Annotated in this window: 25 protein-coding genes; 20 read left to right on the forward strand and 5 right to left on the reverse strand. The window is 51.8% G+C overall.

Annotated elements, in window-relative coordinates:
• A partial coding sequence (locus tag H8S18_RS09480) for an EF-Tu C-terminal domain-related protein (protein WP_456237102.1) occupies window positions 1–198 on the forward strand: 198 nt, incomplete at its 5' end.
• 269 nt (window positions 199–467) lie between these two features.
• Window positions 468–902, forward strand: coding sequence for a hypothetical protein (locus tag H8S18_RS09485; RefSeq protein ID WP_186858078.1), 435 nt, complete (start codon window positions 468–470; stop codon window positions 900–902).
• Window positions 903–957: 55 nt separating this feature from the next.
• Here H8S18_RS09485 and H8S18_RS09490 read toward each other — a convergent pair whose 3' ends face one another.
• From H8S18_RS09490 to H8S18_RS09500, 3 genes are all read right to left on the reverse strand, one after another.
• The gene (locus H8S18_RS09490; protein WP_186858079.1) at window positions 958–2,325 is read right to left on the reverse strand and encodes a sodium-dependent transporter; all 1,368 of its coding nucleotides are present in this window, start codon (window positions 2,323–2,325) and stop codon (window positions 958–960) included.
• A gap of 24 nt (window positions 2,326–2,349) precedes the next feature.
• Entirely contained in the window at window positions 2,350–3,144 is a 795-nt protein-coding gene (locus H8S18_RS09495) for a ZIP family metal transporter (protein WP_186858080.1), read from the reverse strand.
• 491 nt (window positions 3,145–3,635) lie between these two features.
• A complete protein-coding gene (locus H8S18_RS09500; RefSeq protein WP_186858081.1) occupies window positions 3,636–3,968 on the reverse strand; it encodes a helix-turn-helix domain-containing protein in 333 nt (110 codons plus the stop codon).
• A gap of 189 nt (window positions 3,969–4,157) precedes the next feature.
• Between H8S18_RS09500 and H8S18_RS09505 the strand changes: the two genes are divergently transcribed.
• On the forward strand, window positions 4,158–4,451 hold the full coding sequence (locus tag H8S18_RS09505; protein ID WP_186858082.1) for a hypothetical protein: 294 nt from the start codon (window positions 4,158–4,160) through the stop codon (window positions 4,449–4,451).
• 217 nt (window positions 4,452–4,668) lie between these two features.
• Here the strand turns inward: H8S18_RS09505 and H8S18_RS09510 are convergent, their stop codons facing one another.
• The gene (locus H8S18_RS09510) at window positions 4,669–5,976 is read right to left on the reverse strand and encodes a hypothetical protein (protein ID WP_186858083.1); all 1,308 of its coding nucleotides are present in this window, start codon (window positions 5,974–5,976) and stop codon (window positions 4,669–4,671) included.
• 141 nt (window positions 5,977–6,117) lie between these two features.
• Window positions 6,118–6,468, reverse strand: a complete 351-nt coding sequence (locus H8S18_RS09515; RefSeq protein WP_186858084.1) for a NifB/NifX family molybdenum-iron cluster-binding protein — start codon at window positions 6,466–6,468, stop codon at window positions 6,118–6,120.
• Window positions 6,469–6,967: 499 nt separating this feature from the next.
• Here H8S18_RS09515 and rpsJ point away from each other — a divergent pair, with 499 nt between their 5' ends.
• From rpsJ to rplF, 17 genes are all read left to right on the forward strand, one after another.
• Window positions 6,968–7,276 (forward strand): 30S ribosomal protein S10, encoded by a 309-nt coding sequence (gene rpsJ, locus H8S18_RS09520; RefSeq protein ID WP_186858085.1) that lies wholly within the window; start codon window positions 6,968–6,970, stop codon window positions 7,274–7,276.
• Window positions 7,277–7,302: 26 nt separating this feature from the next.
• Window positions 7,303–7,932, forward strand: a complete 630-nt coding sequence (gene rplC, locus H8S18_RS09525; protein ID WP_186858086.1) for a 50S ribosomal protein L3 — start codon at window positions 7,303–7,305, stop codon at window positions 7,930–7,932.
• Window positions 7,933–7,958: 26 nt separating this feature from the next.
• On the forward strand, window positions 7,959–8,579 hold the full coding sequence (rplD, locus tag H8S18_RS09530; protein ID WP_186858087.1) for a 50S ribosomal protein L4: 621 nt from the start codon (window positions 7,959–7,961) through the stop codon (window positions 8,577–8,579).
• Window positions 8,579–8,875, forward strand: coding sequence for a 50S ribosomal protein L23 (gene rplW, locus H8S18_RS09535; RefSeq protein WP_186858088.1), 297 nt, complete (start codon window positions 8,579–8,581; stop codon window positions 8,873–8,875). The genes rplD and rplW overlap by 1 nt, the downstream gene beginning before the upstream one ends.
• Window positions 8,876–8,900: 25 nt before the next feature.
• The gene (gene rplB / locus H8S18_RS09540; protein ID WP_186858089.1) at window positions 8,901–9,734 is read left to right on the forward strand and encodes a 50S ribosomal protein L2; all 834 of its coding nucleotides are present in this window, start codon (window positions 8,901–8,903) and stop codon (window positions 9,732–9,734) included.
• 22 nt (window positions 9,735–9,756) lie between these two features.
• The gene (gene rpsS / locus H8S18_RS09545; RefSeq protein ID WP_186858090.1) at window positions 9,757–10,029 is read left to right on the forward strand and encodes a 30S ribosomal protein S19; all 273 of its coding nucleotides are present in this window, start codon (window positions 9,757–9,759) and stop codon (window positions 10,027–10,029) included.
• 21 nt (window positions 10,030–10,050) lie between these two features.
• Window positions 10,051–10,437 (forward strand): 50S ribosomal protein L22, encoded by a 387-nt coding sequence (gene rplV, locus H8S18_RS09550; protein ID WP_186858091.1) that lies wholly within the window; start codon window positions 10,051–10,053, stop codon window positions 10,435–10,437.
• Between the two features lie 11 nt (window positions 10,438–10,448).
• Window positions 10,449–11,150, forward strand: a complete 702-nt coding sequence (rpsC, locus tag H8S18_RS09555) for a 30S ribosomal protein S3 (RefSeq protein ID WP_186858092.1) — start codon at window positions 10,449–10,451, stop codon at window positions 11,148–11,150.
• The gene (rplP, locus tag H8S18_RS09560) at window positions 11,128–11,571 is read left to right on the forward strand and encodes a 50S ribosomal protein L16 (RefSeq protein ID WP_186858093.1); all 444 of its coding nucleotides are present in this window, start codon (window positions 11,128–11,130) and stop codon (window positions 11,569–11,571) included. Before rpsC ends, rplP begins: the two co-directional genes overlap by 23 nt.
• A complete protein-coding gene (gene rpmC / locus H8S18_RS09565; protein ID WP_186858311.1) occupies window positions 11,561–11,767 on the forward strand; it encodes a 50S ribosomal protein L29 in 207 nt (68 codons plus the stop codon). Before rplP ends, rpmC begins: the two co-directional genes overlap by 11 nt.
• A 21-nt stretch (window positions 11,768–11,788) precedes the next feature.
• Window positions 11,789–12,052: a 30S ribosomal protein S17 gene (gene rpsQ, locus H8S18_RS09570; protein WP_079546083.1), complete on the forward strand. Its 264-nt coding sequence runs from the start codon at window positions 11,789–11,791 to the stop codon at window positions 12,050–12,052.
• A 59-nt stretch (window positions 12,053–12,111) separates the two neighbouring features.
• Entirely contained in the window at window positions 12,112–12,480 is a 369-nt protein-coding gene (rplN, locus tag H8S18_RS09575) for a 50S ribosomal protein L14 (protein ID WP_186858094.1), read from the forward strand.
• Window positions 12,481–12,496: 16 nt separating this feature from the next.
• Window positions 12,497–12,811: a 50S ribosomal protein L24 gene (rplX, locus tag H8S18_RS09580; protein ID WP_186858095.1), complete on the forward strand. Its 315-nt coding sequence runs from the start codon at window positions 12,497–12,499 to the stop codon at window positions 12,809–12,811.
• Window positions 12,812–12,834: 23 nt separating this feature from the next.
• Window positions 12,835–13,374, forward strand: coding sequence for a 50S ribosomal protein L5 (rplE, locus tag H8S18_RS09585; protein WP_186858096.1), 540 nt, complete (start codon window positions 12,835–12,837; stop codon window positions 13,372–13,374).
• 11 nt (window positions 13,375–13,385) lie between these two features.
• Window positions 13,386–13,571, forward strand: coding sequence for a type Z 30S ribosomal protein S14 (locus H8S18_RS09590; RefSeq protein WP_066522698.1), 186 nt, complete (start codon window positions 13,386–13,388; stop codon window positions 13,569–13,571).
• Window positions 13,572–13,694: 123 nt separating this feature from the next.
• Entirely contained in the window at window positions 13,695–14,093 is a 399-nt protein-coding gene (rpsH, locus tag H8S18_RS09595) for a 30S ribosomal protein S8 (RefSeq protein ID WP_066522697.1), read from the forward strand.
• Between the two features lie 16 nt (window positions 14,094–14,109).
• The gene (rplF, locus tag H8S18_RS09600) at window positions 14,110–14,646 is read left to right on the forward strand and encodes a 50S ribosomal protein L6 (protein ID WP_186858097.1); all 537 of its coding nucleotides are present in this window, start codon (window positions 14,110–14,112) and stop codon (window positions 14,644–14,646) included.
• Window positions 14,647–14,656: the final 10 nt, after the last annotated feature.

Genomic DNA, 14,656 nt, shown 5'->3' on the forward strand with positions numbered 1-14,656 from the left:
CAGTTCTATTTCAGGACGACGGACGTAACGGGAGTGATCGAGCTGCCGAGCGGAACGGAAATGGTAATGCCGGGAGATAACATCGAGATGGAAATCAAGCTGATCACGCCGATTGCAATCGAAGAAGGCCTTCGGTTCGCAATTCGTGAAGGCGGCCGTACGGTAGGATCCGGGGTAGTGTCGGGCGTTATCGAATAAGAAAAAACGCATATAAGGATTGATGGAGGTATCAACGGAGATTGAGTTTTGTTTCCGTTGATGTATCTGGAAACAAATTAAGGGAGCGGAAACCCGCTCCCTTTTAGTGTCATGTCACACATTCGTCAATGAACGGACGTATTATCAGGCAGCATGGGATTGTTGAGTCCACTGGTATTTGATATAGTTACACACAGCACATGCTGCAAAGCAGGCGGTGAACAACTACCAGAGGCTTTGCAAAATATTTATCATCAAGAGGAGAGAACATGAAGAAAATTGTACTTGTAGTGGCAGCAGTGGTGCTGTGTATGGCATTCGCTGTAGGATGTGCGGCCCCGGCGGCTGCTCCGTCAGAGTCTGCCCCGGCATCGGAGGCGGCTTCTGCGGAAGCATCGGGAGAGGCCTCTGCGGCGGCAAATACGGATTATATGTCCTGGACCGCTACAGAATGGGAAGCGGCGTCGGATGCGGAAAAGACGGCGGCGTCGGAAGCGTTGCTGCTTGATATCGGCGACTACCTGATGGATGGTTTCGCAGCTATGGTGGAGCAGGCCAAAACGGATGACAGCGTGAAAGAACAGATTGACAGCCAGGTGGAAAGCCTGAAAACTCAAATCGAGACCTTCCTTGCAAGCTCGTCGAGTTTCACGATCGGCGACCTGGCGCAGGCCAGCAAGCAGGCTGTAGGCAGCGCGGAATAAGAAGCACAAATAAAAACAGACCTGTGCGTTATGCACGGGCCTGTTTTTTGTTTGCTCAGGAAAAATAAACGATGTATCCCTGCACCAAAATATAAATGATAATAAACGGCAGGACATATTTACAATACCACCGTATTTTTGAGGGAAATGCAAGACCGCTTCCCGTGTTTGCCTCGGCGAGGAAGCCCTTCCAGCCCCAGCCGTATTTGGTGACGCAGAATAAAAGGTAAATGAGGGCGCCGATGGGCAGCAAGTTATTGCTGACGATGAAATCCTCGAGGTCAAGCACCGTCGTTCCCGGGCCGAGCGGTTGGAATCCGGAGAATAAATTATAACCAAGGATGCACGGAAGCGCCAACCCGATCATCAGAAATGTGTTGATGAGCGCGGATTTCCTGCGCGACCAGCCAAACAGGTCCATGCCGAATGAAAGAATGTTTTCAAATACGGCAATGACCGTGGAAAAAGAAGCAAAAATCATAAAGATGTAGAAAAAAGCCCCCCAGATCTGCCCGCCGGCCATTGAATTGAAAATATTTGGAAGCGTAACAAAAATCAGGTCAGGGCCGCTCCCAGGGTTTACGCCAAACGCAAAGCAGGCCGGGAAGATAATGAGGCCGGATAAGAGAGCGACGGAAGTATCGAGCGCCGTGATGCTGACGGATTCCCCAAACAGCCGCCGGTCGCGGCTGACATAGCTGCCAAAAATCGCCATACTGCCAATCCCTACGCTTAATGTGAAAAAAGCTTGCCCCATGGCGGCAAAAATCACCTCGGGCAAACCGTGTTCCATCAGCTTTGAAAAATTGGGCTGCAGATAAAACGCGATACCGGCCTGCGCGCCGGGCAGGGTGACGGAGCGGATGACCAAAACAACCATCACTGCAAGCAGGCTTGTCATCATAAATTTGGAAACCTTTTCCACGCCCTTTTGCAGGCCGAGCGCGCATACGAAAAAGCCGACGGCAGTAATCAGGACCATCCAGCCGATCTGCGGGAAAGCATCCGCCTTCATGGCGGCGAATTCAAGCTGTACTCCGGCGGCGGAAAGGCCCACGAAATCTCCGGATAATGTTTTCACAAAGTATGCGATCATCCATCCCGCGATGGTGGTATAAAACATCATCAAAAGATAATTCCCGGCAATCGCGCCGTAGCTGAACAGGTGCCATTTGCTGCCTTTCGGTTCAAGGGACTGGAAAGAGCGTGCAACGCTTTTCTGGCTGGCGCGGCCCACTGAAAATTCCATGACCATAATGGGCAGGCCAAGAATCACAAGGAAAATCAGGTAAATGATAAGGAAGGCTGCTCCGCCGTATGCGCCGACCACATAAGGAAACCGCCAAATATTGCCCAGGCCGATGGCGCAGCCCGCTGAAATTAAAATAAAACCCAGACGTGAACCAAAGGTTTCGCGTTTCAAACAGATACCCCCGAAATTTTGAATTTACCCAAGCGCCACATCGAGTATCATCATAAGAATGAATCCAACCATCACGCCCGCTGTACCGGAATGGGAATGCTCGCCAAGATGCGCCTCGGGAATCAGTTCTTCCACCACGACATAAATCATCGCCCCCGCGGCAAACGCAAGCAGCCACGGCATAATGCCGGAAATAAGGCCGATCAGGGCCACTGCGGCCACTGCGGCAATCGGCTCCACCGCGCCAGACATGGCCCCCCACAGAAAAGCCTTTCCACGGGTCAGGCCCTCCTGGCGCAAGGGCAGGGCAATGGCGGCCCCTTCGGGTACGTTTTGCAGCGCCATACCAATGGCAAGTGCAATTGCGGAGGCAAGCGTCACCGTTTCACCGGCGCCTGCCTGCGCTGCAACGGCGAATGCAAGGCCCACCGCAAGGCCTTCCGGAATATTGTGCAGGGTGACGGCAAACACCAGCATCGTGCGCTTCCCGAGGTGCGAATGCAGTCCCTCCGGCTTGCTGCTGCCCGGATGCTGGTGGGGAAGGAGATGGTCGAGCGCAAAGAGGAAAATACCCCCGAGTGCAAAGCCGCCCGCCGCCGGAATCCATCCGGTTGTGCCTTGTTCCTCCGCCATTTCAATGGCGGGAATCAGCAAAGACCAAACAGACGCGGCAATCATAATACCCGCCGCAAAGCCGAGCATAACGCGCTGTATTTTTGGATTAATTTCACCGCGGAAAAAGAAGACCGATGCAGAACCGGCCGTGGTCGCCGCAAACATCAGGCCTGAACCCGCAAGAGCAAGCAGGAATGGATTCATAGTAGTTCTTCTCCTCTGAAAATAAATAATTACATATCATTAATAAGCCGGAAAACGAAAGGCGAAACGGTTTTCATTAAAAAATACGCGAGCAAAAAAGAATTGCAGGACAGTTTTTGTTTTTTGATTCGCACAGAGGCTATTCCCGCCTTTAGGGGAAAAACCTATGCAGAGATATACCGGAACAGTTCACCACCCTATTAACCCATATACTTTTTCTGTCTGGAAAATATCGAAAAGACCTTTCGCGCAGGGCGGCGCGGGATATCCCGCGGTAACAAAGTAAAAAGTTCAGCCTTGTTTGGCCTGCGCTGTAGAAAGATAGCGTTCCGGCTTTTGCTGCGTTACCGCAGGCGGCTGGCCATCGAGGGGCTCCTGCACGAGCCCGGCGCAGCGGGACGCGCGGGGAGAAAAAGGAACCGTCCGCCAGATGAACCTGCCTGCATAACCGGGAGGCAAACACAAGGACGAGTTCCGGCAATTGGCAGCAACTACTTTTCCGGCGGAAGGTCGAGCGCCGCGCGTGCAAGGTTGCGGGATTTCTTACTGGAATTTTTATAAGAGTCAATAATTTCTTTATAAGGAAGCAAAGCTTTTGCTTCGCGGTCCTTGACAGAAGGGCTGTTTTCGCCAAGCAAAAGAAAATCGCAGGATACACCCAAATATTTTGCGAGAGTAATTATCGTATCGCTTTTGACCTTGGAAGTGGGGCGAGCCTTCCAATTCGTAAATGTACCTTCAGAAATACCAGTATCCTTATGAACCTGATAGGGAGTGATTCCAGAATCCTCCAATATTTTTAGTATTCTTTCAGATACTTTCATAGAACCCCTTTTTAAATTATAATTTAGCATTGACGCATACATTTAAATGTAGTATACTTAATGAAAAGCAAAACACACCCCAAAAGTGGCTTTGCTTCCACAAGTAAGCGGACAGGGCTCGCAACCATTTCGCTTACTTGTAGTATGATTTTATCACAGCGCTTTTGATTTTACAAGGCGGTGAATAGGATGAACGAGACAACCGTATGCGAGGGGTGCGCCGTAAAGGGCGACAAAACCTATTGCCTTTCCTGCCGCATCATACAAAGCTGCATCGAACGGATGCGCGAAGTGCTCAGCGGATGCAGGCTCGATGAATGCAACATACTTGCCCGGGAGATAAAGCATCTCACGGAACTGGAATATGCCCGTGGACGGGCCGCCGGTTATGAGGCTGGGGTTGCAGAAGCGGATGAACTAAAGAAACGATACCTCGCGCACATGGAGCGCAAAGCGGTTGAAATAGCTTCAAACTGCCGATAAACCTATAAGCGGGGGGCGTCGAGAGGCCTTGCCGTTTCGTCTGTAATTACGGGCAAGGGCCGCCGGGCGTCTGCCAGCGGGCGCCCAAGAGAGGAACGCGGCTGGATGGGAGAAGGCTTAAACGCTTTTCCGCAAGCAAGGCAAGCGTACAGCACGCTGCAAACCCGAAAAAAAAAAGACCGTTCCCCGAAAGCCGGAACGGTCTTTTTTTAATACTTTATCCGTTGTAATGCATCGTATGAAAAGAAGATATTTTTGAAATTTCCGCGGGGATTTCAAGTGTGTTGAGAATCTCCACAAAACGTTCGCATACATCCGTTTCGGAAGAACGCTGCGCTACATTGATAACCAGTTCTCCCCGGTAAGAAACGATTGCCAGCGTAAAGGGATTGATCGCCGTAGGCAGGCAGGGATAAATTTCTTCTATATACGGCTCCATAGACGGCGGCAGGTCAACCCGGCCCATGTTGGTAATGACGTAAGTCGCCTGTCCGGAAGTTTGCTCGATCGAGGTGCGGACCAGTCTGCATTTTTCTTCGAGGGGAAGGTCTGCGTCCAGAAGCTCCAGCGTTTCCACAGCGGTCTTTTTTGCGTCTGCAGCAAGTTCCGCTGCCTGCGTCTGGAAATCGAGCAGCCCTTTTTCTATCTTCAAAATATCTTCAAACGGCAGGCCGGCCATTTTCCGGTCATAGGGAATGCCTGCGCCTGCAATGAAGCAGCGCGTCGTTTTGCTTGGAAAATAGGGGCGCAGGTTGACGGGGATTGACGCGATCACCGGCCGTTCTTCTTCCGGCGCGCAGTATTTTTCGTGTACCGCACTTGAAAACAGAGGACAGATAAATGTCACAGGACTTGCCTGGTACTCTTTTACCACGCCGTGCAATTTGGAAAACGGCAGGCGGATTTGTACGACGGTATCTTCCGGATTGCCGTCGGTGGTCACGCCGGGCACCCGGAAGGCGGGAAAACGGGGATATTCGTTTGGCTGCGCCAGATCGATTTTCATCACGGCGTCTTCGGCCTCTTCGGCCTCAAATTCCGTGTCCGACGTGCGGATATCGCCGGGCTCCACCGGAAGTCCCAAAATGCGGAAATAGTGGTACAGCAGGGATTTCAGGAAAACGAGGAAACCGAGGCCGTCGGCGAGGGAGTGGAACCAGTCGGCCCGGATGGTATCGCCCTCATAGGTGATGCAAAAGAGATAGCCGTTCGTATCGTCCGTGCCCATTGTGCGCACTTCCGTTCCATCTCCCGGGAAAACGGGTGCGGGAAGGTCGATGGGAATGTAAAAGTAATTTGATTTGTCATGGGCGAGCCCTACCGCCATTTGCGGGAAGCGCCCGAGCGTCTCGTCCGCAGCCTTGCACAATGCGGCCCCATCCACCCTGCGGTCAAGCCGCACGGTAAAACGGGGAACACAGCCGCACGAAAGATGCGAGCCGTATAGATATACTTTTCCGTTCGCGTCCAGCGCGAGCGCGGGATTGTCATTTGTTTTCAGCATGGTTGTTATCCTTTCCAACATTTGTCTGGTCTCGTAATTATTGTATCATCGGGATATTATCGAAACAACAAAAACCGTCCGCCGAAAGATTAAAATATGAAAAACGCCCCCATAACGCATATGGGAGCGTAAAAAACGTGCCAGACTTCCGCGGGATATTCCTCAGTGGCAGTCTCCTGCGTGCTCATGCTTGCAGCATACCGTATCGTCGGACACCAGCGCGCCGTCAAGGAACTTTTGGGCCGCATCCTTTGCCGCGCCCTGCGCGCCCGTTACAATTTCGATGCCCTTTTCGTCAAATTTCTCTCGCGCGCCTGCGCCCATGCCGCCGGAAATAATGACGGTTACTCCGCGGCCTGCCAAAAATTCGATCAGGTTGTGGTCGTGCCCGGGGCTCGCGATGGTTTCCTCCGCTGCGATCTTTCCGTCCTCAACGGTAAAAAGGTTGAAGTCGGAGCAATGTCCGAAATGCCCGGAAACGTTTAAGCCTTCACTTGCAACTGCGATTTTCATGATCGGTCCTCCTTGTGGTTCAAAAGAATTATTTACTCCCCGGAGGGAACTTATTTATGAACATATGTTCTTTACTCTCTGTTAAGCATATCACTTTTTTGGCATATGTCAATCATTGGAGGAATAAAAAACAGAATATAATATAGAAGGGGAAATTTTTAGCACTTTGAAATCGCAATATCTTGTGCCCCTGTTTCCGGCGGGCCACTATTTTTAATTTTTTGGGAAAAAGCGGAAAAAAGTTCAAAAAAAGCCTTGAAATTGCGGATTTGGTCATGTATAATTTAGTACGTTGCGCTATAGGCGTATTTTGGGATGAGGCGAGAGGTTACCGTGAGCCAGCGGATAGTTCCCGCCGACAAAAGTCCGGACAGTGATCCGGGCGGCTCCAAAAAGGGCAGGACAGAAACGTTCTGTCCGAAAAAAGCAAAGCGACACACCCGGCTATGTGTGTCAGCGAAGGCGGCTTTGGCCGCGACACTTGAAGGAGGAGAAACAAATGGCAAGCCAGAGAATTAGAATCAAACTGAAAGCTTACGACCACAACCTGATCGACCAGAGCGCTCAGAGGATTGTGGACACGGCAAAACGTACGGGCGCAAAGATTTCAGGCCCCGTGCCGCTTCCCACGAGCAAAGAGATCGTAACGATCCTGCGTGCGACGCACAAATACAAAGATTCGAGAGAACAATTTGAAATCAAAACACATAAACGCTTGATCGACATCCTCGAAGCAAATGCAAAGACGACGGACGCTCTCATGCGTCTCGACCTTCCCGCGGGCGTGGACATCGAAATCAAACTGTAAACAAGCGATAAGACGGAGGAGAAAACATGAAAGCTATACTGGGTGAAAAGATCGGCATGACTCAGATCTTCGCAGAAGACGGCAGAGTCGTTCCCGTAACAGTAGTAAAAGCCGGACCTTGCGTTATCGTTCAGAAGAAAACGGTAGAGACCGACGGATACAACGCGGTGCAGGTAGGGTTCGGAGAAGTCAAGGAAAAGAACGTAATCAAACCGAAAAAGGGCCATTTCGCAAAAGTAAAAGCAGCCCCCACGCGTTACCTGCGCGAGTTCCGCACAGACGAAGCGGAAGAGCTTGAGGCGGGCAGCGAAATCAAAGTAGATGTGTTTGAAGCGGGCGAGAAGATCGACGTTTCGGGTATTTCCAAGGGCAAAGGCTTCCTCGGCGTCATTGCGCGCTGGGGCCAGCACAGGGGGCCTATGAGCCATGGTTCGCGCTATCACAGGCGCCCCGGTTCCATGGGCGCATGCGCATCCCCGGCGAAAGTCATGAAGGGCAAACGCCTCCCGGGACGCGGCGGTTTCGATAAAGTGACCGTGCAGAATCTCGAAGTTATCAAGGTTGACACCGACAAGAACCTCTTGCTCATCAAGGGCGCGGTTCCCGGTGCCAAGGGCGGCCTTGTGACCATCAGAAAAAGCGTTAAGTCGCTGTAAGACCGCTTGAAAAGGAGGAAGTAATTATGCCAAACGTATCAGTATATAAGACCGACGGCAAAGAAGCAGGCAAAATCGAACTGAAAGACGAAGTCTTCGGTGTAGAAATAAACAAATCGGTAATGCACGACGCGGTTGTGGCGCACCTGGCCAACAGACGGCAGGGTACGCAGTCCGCATTAACCCGCAGCGAAGTGCGCGGCGGCGGCATCAAGCCTTTCCGCCAGAAGGGCACGGGCCGGGCGCGCCAGGGCACGATCCGCGCACCACAGATGACGCACGGCGGAGTTGTGTTCGCACCCAAGCCGAGGGATTATTCCATGAAGCTCAACAAAAAGGTGCGCGCGCTTGCAATGTGCTGCGCACTGTCGCAGAAGGTGCTGGATGAAGACATCATCGTAATGGAAGACCTTAAGATGAAGGCCCCCAAAACGAAGGAGATGGCGGCAATCCTGAAAAACCTGAAAGCGGAAAAAGCACTGATTGTAACGAGCGGTAAGGACGAAGATGTTGTCCGCGCTGCCGCGAACATCCAGGGGGTCAAAACAATGCCGGCTGCAACGCTCTCTGTGTATGACATCCTGAAATACGACAAGTTCATCGTAACGAAGGACGCCGTAAAAGCAATCGAGGAGGTTTACGCATAATGAAAGACACGCATGATATTATCATAAAGCCCATTCTTTCAGAGAAAAGCTACGACCTGATCCCCAAGAAAACCTACACGTTTTTAGTGGAAAAAGGCGCCAATAAGACGCAGATCAAGGCTGCGGTGGAAGAAATCTTCGAGGTGAAAGTGAAACAGGTCACTACATCCCGCAAAGAAGGCAAGCTGAAAAGACAGGGACGCACGGAGGGCAGACGCCCGGAAACGAAAAAAGCTTATGTGACGCTCACGGAAGAATCCAAAGCAATCGAATTCTTCGAGAGTATGGCACAGTAAGCGCGTAAGGGAGGTTCTATAAGTTATGGCAATCAAAAAATATAACCCAACTTCTCCGGGCAGAAGATTCATGTCGGTTTCAGCTTTTGAAGAAATCACGACGAAAACGCCCGAAAAATCGCTGCTCGTCTCGCTGAAGAAATCCGGCGGACGCAACGTGCACGGCCGTATTACGGTTCGCCACGTGGGCGGCGGCGCAAAGAGAAAATACAGGATCATCGATTTCAAACGCGATAAAGACGGCGTGCCGGCTAAGGTTGCGACGATCGAATACGATCCGAACCGCAGCGCGAACATTGCACTGCTGCACTACAAAGACGGCGAAAAGAGGTACATCATCGCTCCCTACGGCCTGAAGGTAGGCGACGAAGTGGTCTCTGGGCCGGAAGCGGATATCAAACCCGGCAACGCGCTTCCGCTGGCGTCTATCCCGGTTGGTACGATGATCCACAACGTGGAAGTGAAGCCGGGCAAGGGCGCACAACTCGTGCGGAGCGCGGGCAACGCGGCACAGCTGATGGCCAAGGAAGGACGGTACGCACAGGTGCGTCTTCCCTCCGGTGAAGTGAGGATGATCCTCATCGGCGCGAAAGCGACGATCGGCCAGGTGGGCAACGTAGATCAGGAAAATATCAATATCGGCAAAGCGGGCCGTAAGCGCCACATGGGCATTCGCCCCACAGTGCGTGGTTCCGTTATGAACCCGAACGACCATCCGCACGGCGGCGGCGAGGGCAAATCCCCCGTTGGACGCCCGGGTCCTGTTACTCCCTGGGGTAAGCCTGCTCTTGGGTATAAGACACGCAAGAAGAAGAACCCGACGGATAAATTTATCGTAAAACGCAGGAACGCTAAATAATCGAAGGAGTGAATTTGCAGATATGAGTAGGTCAGTAAAAAAGGGACCGTTTATAAATGAAAAGCTTCTGGCACGCGTTCAGGAGATGAACGAAAAGAATGAAAAGAAAGTGCTGAAGACTTGGTCACGCCCGTCGACGATCTTCCCGGATATGGTTGGTCACACGATCGGTGTGCACGACGGCAGGAAATTTGTTCCGGTCTATGTCACGGAAGACATGGTCGGGCACAAACTGGGCGAATTCGCCCCGACGAGAACGTTCCGCGGACACGCGGGCGAAAAATCGTCTAAATAACCTGGAAGGAGGGTAAGTTTTATGGCGACAAGAGAAAGAGAAAAAGCTGCAAAGCGTCAGGAAGAAAAAGATAGAAGACCGAAAGCCATTGCGAAGTATGTTCGCATTTCCTCCCGTAAGGTAAAGGCTGTCATTGACCTTATCAGGGGTCTTAACGTACAGGACGCCAATGCTGTTCTGATGAACACGCCGAATGGCGCGACGGAACCTGTTTCCAAGGTTCTTAATTCTGCGATTGCGAATGCGGAAAACAACATGAACCTTTCGGCCGACACATTGTTCGTTGCCGAGGCGTTCGCAGACCAGGGCCCTACGCTCAAGCGGTTCAGGCCGCGCGCACAGGGCAGGGCATCCCGCATCCGTAAACGTACGAGCCACATTACAATTATCTTGGATCAGGTTAAGTAAGGAGGAATACGATGGGTCAGAAAGTACATCCGCATGGTTTTCGGGTTGGAGTCATCAAAGACTGGGACGCCAGGTGGACAGCCAAAAAATCCAAATTTGCCGATTATATCGTGGAAGACGATAAAATCAGGAAATTTTTAAAGAAAAAACTCTTTGCCGCGGGCATCTCGAAGATCGAGATCGAGCGTGCGGCACAGAAAATTTCAGTCAATATCTTTACCGGCAAGCCGGGTATCGTTATTGGCAAGGGCGGCACGGGCGTAGAGCTCCTGAAAAAGGACCTTGCAAAGCTTACGGGCTCTGCGGTTGCCGTTAACATCATCGAAGTGAAGCGCGTAGACGTAGACGCACAGCTCGTTGCGGAAAATGTCGCGCAGCAGCTTGAAAAGCGCATTTCGTTCCGCCGTGCGATGAAGCAGTCCATCGGCAGGACGATGAAGGCCGGCGCAAAAGGAATCAAGATTATGTGCTCCGGACGTCTCGGCGGCGCGGAAATCGCCCGGGTAGAGCAGTATCACGAAGGCTCCATCCCGCTGCAGACAATTCGTGCGGACATCGACTACGGTTTTGCAGAAGCAAATACGACATATGGTAAAATCGGGGTTAAGGTGTGGATCTACAAAGGTGAGATCCTCGGAAATCCTTTAGCGGAAAGAGCAAAACCTTCAGCAGTGGAAGGAGGCAGAAAAAATGTTAATGCCAAAAAGGGTTAAGCGTAGAAGACAGTTCAGGGGCCGTATGAAGGGCAAAGCCCTTCGCGGAAACACAATCAATTACGGCGATTACGGTCTTGTGGCAACGGAGCCCGGCTGGATTAAGAGCAACCAGATCGAGGCGGCCCGTGTCGCTATGACAAGATATATCAAGAGGGGCGGAAAGGTCTGGATCAAGATCTTCCCGCACAAGCCGGTAACAGAGAAACCCGCCGAGACCCGCATGGGTTCCGGTAAAGGTTCCCCGGAATACTGGGTAGCGGTCGTAAAGCCGGGCAGGGTAATGTTCGAGCTTGCGGGCGTATCCGAGGAGACCGCTCGGGCGGCCCTCACGCGTGCAGCGCATAAATTGCCGATCAAATGCAAATTTGCGATCAAAGAGCAAAATAACGAAGCAGGTGGTGAGCAGGATGAAGGCTAAAGAGATACGTGAACTGACAAAAGACGAATTAGTCGCCAAGCTGGGCGACCTCAAGACCGAGTTTTTCAACCTGCGCTTTCAGCTCGCAACGGGCCAGCTCAACAATCCTTCCAGCATCAAGAATGTGAAAAAGGACATCGCACGGGTGAAGACGGTTTTGAGAGAAATGGAACTAGGCCAGAAGGTTGCCGAGTAAGAATAAGGAGGACGTCTTCGGATGAGTGAACAGGCAAGAGGGTACCGTAAAGAGAGAGTCGGAACGGTAGTAAGCGATAAAATGGACAAGACGATCGTCGTTGCGATCAAAAGCAGAAAGACGCATCCCTTGTATGGAAAGACGATCAACTACACCAACAAACTGAAAGCGCATGACGAGAACAACGAAGCGGGCGTGGGCGATACGGTACGGTTGATGGAAACGCGGCCTCTCTCTAAGGATAAGAGATGGAGACTGGTCGAGATCGTTGAAAAAGCGAAATAAGGACGATGAGATGATGCGCGGACATGGCTTTTGGGCCCGCGCGTAAAGGAGGAGTCAGGATGATACAGCCAGAAACACGCCTCAAGGTTGCGGATAATTCAGGCGCTAAAATAATCCAGTGCATTCGCGTGATGGGCGGAAGCGTCAAAAAGACGGCGAACATCGGCGACGTGATTATTGCGTCCGTGAAAACAGCGGCGCCCGGCGGCGTAGTAAAGAAAAAAGACGTGGTGAAAGCCGTTGTCGTGCGCTCCGTCTCCGGAGTAAGGCGGCAGGACGGTTCACACATAAAATTTGACGAGAATGCAGCAGTGATTATTGATGCCAATAAACAGCCGAAGGGCACCCGTATTTTCGGGCCTGTTGCCAGGGAGCTCCGCGACCGCGATTATATGAAGATCGTGTCGCTTGCCCCGGAAGTTCTTTGAGGAGGAGGCACGGGATATGAATACAATCAATATCAAAAAAGGCGATACCGCAGTAGTGATCTCCGGAAAAGAAAAGGGAAAACAGGCAAAGGTGCTCCGCGTCGAGCCTGCGAAGAACAAAGTGGTTCTCGAAGGTACGAATATGCTCACCAAGCATAAAAAACCGAAAAACCAGACGACCCCAGGCGGAATCATCAAGCAGGAAGGTGCGCTCGATGCATCCAACGTGATGGTGGTTTGCCCTAAGTGCAACAAGGCCACAAGGGTCGGACACAAAATCGAAAATGGCGAGAAGTCCCGCGTTTGCAAAAAATGCGGCGCTGCGCTGTGAGTGAAGGGAGGTAATTATCTGATATGCCGAGATTAAAAGATACATACAAGGCGGAAATCGTTCCCGCTATGATGCAGAAGTTCGAATATAAGAACGTTAATCAGGTACCCAGGCTCGAAAAGGTTGTAATCAATATGGGCCTTGGCGAAGCAAAGGATAACCCGAAAGCCCTTGACTCCGCAGTGGAGGATCTCACGGTTATCGCAGGACAAAAGCCGGTTGTTACGACGGCAAAGAAATCCGTCGCGAACTTCAAAGTCCGCGAGGGCATGAAGATTGGTGCGAAGGTAACGCTTCGCGGCGACAGGATGTATGAGTTTATCGATAAGCTCATCAGCATCGCAATCCCGCGTGTGCGCGATTTCCGCGGCCTTTCCCCAAAGTCGTTTGACGGCAGGGGTAATTTTGCAATGGGCTTCAAGGAACAGCTCGTGTTCCCGGAGATCGAATACGATAAGGTTGATGCGATCCGCGGCATGGACATCATCGTTGTTACGACAGCTGGAACAGACGAAGAAGCAAGAGAGCTGCTCGCCCAGATGGGTATGCCGTTTGCGCACTAAGGAGGAAAATAATGGCAAAGAAAAGCATGATCATAAAGCAGCAGAGAGGATCCAAATTTTCTACACGCAATTATACGCGTTGCCGCATTTGCGGAAGGCCGCATTCTGTCCTTAGAAAATACGGAATCTGCCGCGTTTGCTTCCGGGAACTCGCGTACCGCGGGCAGATACCGGGCGTTAGAAAAGCAAGCTGGTAATATAGAGAGATAAGCCCTTGTGACCACCGCCCGGGCGGACGGAACGGACAAGGGCGGGCGCCGGAAGGCGGAAAATCCGAACCGCGGCGTCTTACCCAGAGGATAAAACAAGGAGGAAACAATATGCCGGTTACAGATTCTGTCGCAGATATGCTGACTCGCATCCGCAATGGACTTACCGCAAAGCATGAAGTTGTGGAAGTACCTGCGTCCAATATGAAAAAGGCAATTGGTCAGATATTGCTCCAGGAGGGCTATATCAAAGGCTGCGAATTTATAGATGACGGCGTGCAGGGCACGCTCAAAATCAAGCTGAAATACGGCCCCAATGGCGAAAAAGTTATTTCGGGCCTGAAAAAGATTTCAAAGCCCGGCCTTCGGGTGTATGCAAGGCACGACAAACTGCCTCGCGTCCTGAATGGCCTTGGAATCGCGATCATCTCCACATCCAAAGGCATCGTGACGGACGCGCAGGCGCGCCGCGACGGTGTAGGTGGAGAAGTGCTCGCCTATATCTGGTAGTTGGAGGTTAAATATTATGTCGAGAATTGGAAAAATGCCTATCGATTTACCCTCCGGCGTAAGCGTTTCGCAGGATGGCGGCGTCGTGACGGTAAAGGGCAAAAATGGTGAACTGCAATCGAAGTTCAGCGATAAGATCACGATCACACAGGAAGGCGAACAGCTCGTCCTGACGCGTGAAAACGATCAGAAGGAATCAAGGGCGCTGCATGGCCTTACGCGTGCGCTCCTTGCAAATATGGTAAAAGGCGTTTCCGAAGGCTTCCAGAAGAACCTGGAAATCGTCGGCGTCGGTTACAGGGTACAGCTGCAGGGCAAAAAGCTTGTGTTCGGACTTGGATATTCCCACCCGGTTGAAGTCGAACCGCCGGCAGGCATCACGTTTGAGGTTCCCAACCCGAACAGCGTGATCATCAAAGGCATCGACAAGCAGGCAGTCGGCCAGTGCGCAGCGAACATTCGCGCCCTTCGTCCGCCGGAGCCGTATAAGGGCAAAGGCATTAAGTACGAGGGCGAATATATCCGCCGCAAAGTCGGTAAGACTGGCATGTAATGGAGGACGT

This window comes from Christensenella tenuis (genome assembly GCF_014287795.1).
GTDB lineage: Bacteria > Bacillota > Clostridia > Christensenellales > Christensenellaceae > Christensenella > Christensenella tenuis.

What these genes read in the sequence shown, in the direction of transcription:
- H8S18_RS09495 (WP_186858080.1), bottom strand. Translation starts at nt 3,144, where the DNA reads ATGAATCCATTCCTGCTTGCTCTTGCGGGTTCAGGCCTGATGTTTGCG.
- rplP (WP_186858093.1), top strand. Translation starts at nt 11,128, where the DNA reads ATGTTAATGCCAAAAAGGGTTAAGCGTAGAAGACAGTTCAGGGGCCGT.
- rpsH (WP_066522697.1), top strand. Translation starts at nt 13,695, where the DNA reads ATGCCGGTTACAGATTCTGTCGCAGATATGCTGACTCGCATCCGCAAT.
- H8S18_RS09500 (WP_186858081.1), bottom strand. Translation starts at nt 3,968, where the DNA reads ATGAAAGTATCTGAAAGAATACTAAAAATATTGGAGGATTCTGGAATC.
- rpsQ (WP_079546083.1), top strand. Translation starts at nt 11,789, where the DNA reads ATGAGTGAACAGGCAAGAGGGTACCGTAAAGAGAGAGTCGGAACGGTA.
- rplN (WP_186858094.1), top strand. Translation starts at nt 12,112, where the DNA reads ATGATACAGCCAGAAACACGCCTCAAGGTTGCGGATAATTCAGGCGCT.
- rplF (WP_186858097.1), top strand. Translation starts at nt 14,110, where the DNA reads ATGTCGAGAATTGGAAAAATGCCTATCGATTTACCCTCCGGCGTAAGC.
- rpsS (WP_186858090.1), top strand. Translation starts at nt 9,757, where the DNA reads ATGAGTAGGTCAGTAAAAAAGGGACCGTTTATAAATGAAAAGCTTCTG.
- H8S18_RS09485 (WP_186858078.1), top strand. Translation starts at nt 468, where the DNA reads ATGAAGAAAATTGTACTTGTAGTGGCAGCAGTGGTGCTGTGTATGGCA.
- rpsC (WP_186858092.1), top strand. Translation starts at nt 10,449, where the DNA reads ATGGGTCAGAAAGTACATCCGCATGGTTTTCGGGTTGGAGTCATCAAA.
- H8S18_RS09510 (WP_186858083.1), bottom strand. Translation starts at nt 5,976, where the DNA reads ATGTTGGAAAGGATAACAACCATGCTGAAAACAAATGACAATCCCGCG.
- rplX (WP_186858095.1), top strand. Translation starts at nt 12,497, where the DNA reads ATGAATACAATCAATATCAAAAAAGGCGATACCGCAGTAGTGATCTCC.
- rplC (WP_186858086.1), top strand. Translation starts at nt 7,303, where the DNA reads ATGAAAGCTATACTGGGTGAAAAGATCGGCATGACTCAGATCTTCGCA.
- rplV (WP_186858091.1), top strand. Translation starts at nt 10,051, where the DNA reads ATGGCGACAAGAGAAAGAGAAAAAGCTGCAAAGCGTCAGGAAGAAAAA.
- H8S18_RS09590 (WP_066522698.1), top strand. Translation starts at nt 13,386, where the DNA reads ATGGCAAAGAAAAGCATGATCATAAAGCAGCAGAGAGGATCCAAATTT.
- H8S18_RS09515 (WP_186858084.1), bottom strand. Translation starts at nt 6,468, where the DNA reads ATGAAAATCGCAGTTGCAAGTGAAGGCTTAAACGTTTCCGGGCATTTC.
- H8S18_RS09505 (WP_186858082.1), top strand. Translation starts at nt 4,158, where the DNA reads ATGAACGAGACAACCGTATGCGAGGGGTGCGCCGTAAAGGGCGACAAA.
- rplE (WP_186858096.1), top strand. Translation starts at nt 12,835, where the DNA reads ATGCCGAGATTAAAAGATACATACAAGGCGGAAATCGTTCCCGCTATG.
- rplW (WP_186858088.1), top strand. Translation starts at nt 8,579, where the DNA reads ATGAAAGACACGCATGATATTATCATAAAGCCCATTCTTTCAGAGAAA.
- rplD (WP_186858087.1), top strand. Translation starts at nt 7,959, where the DNA reads ATGCCAAACGTATCAGTATATAAGACCGACGGCAAAGAAGCAGGCAAA.
- rpsJ (WP_186858085.1), top strand. Translation starts at nt 6,968, where the DNA reads ATGGCAAGCCAGAGAATTAGAATCAAACTGAAAGCTTACGACCACAAC.
- rplB (WP_186858089.1), top strand. Translation starts at nt 8,901, where the DNA reads ATGGCAATCAAAAAATATAACCCAACTTCTCCGGGCAGAAGATTCATG.
- rpmC (WP_186858311.1), top strand. Translation starts at nt 11,561, where the DNA reads ATGAAGGCTAAAGAGATACGTGAACTGACAAAAGACGAATTAGTCGCC.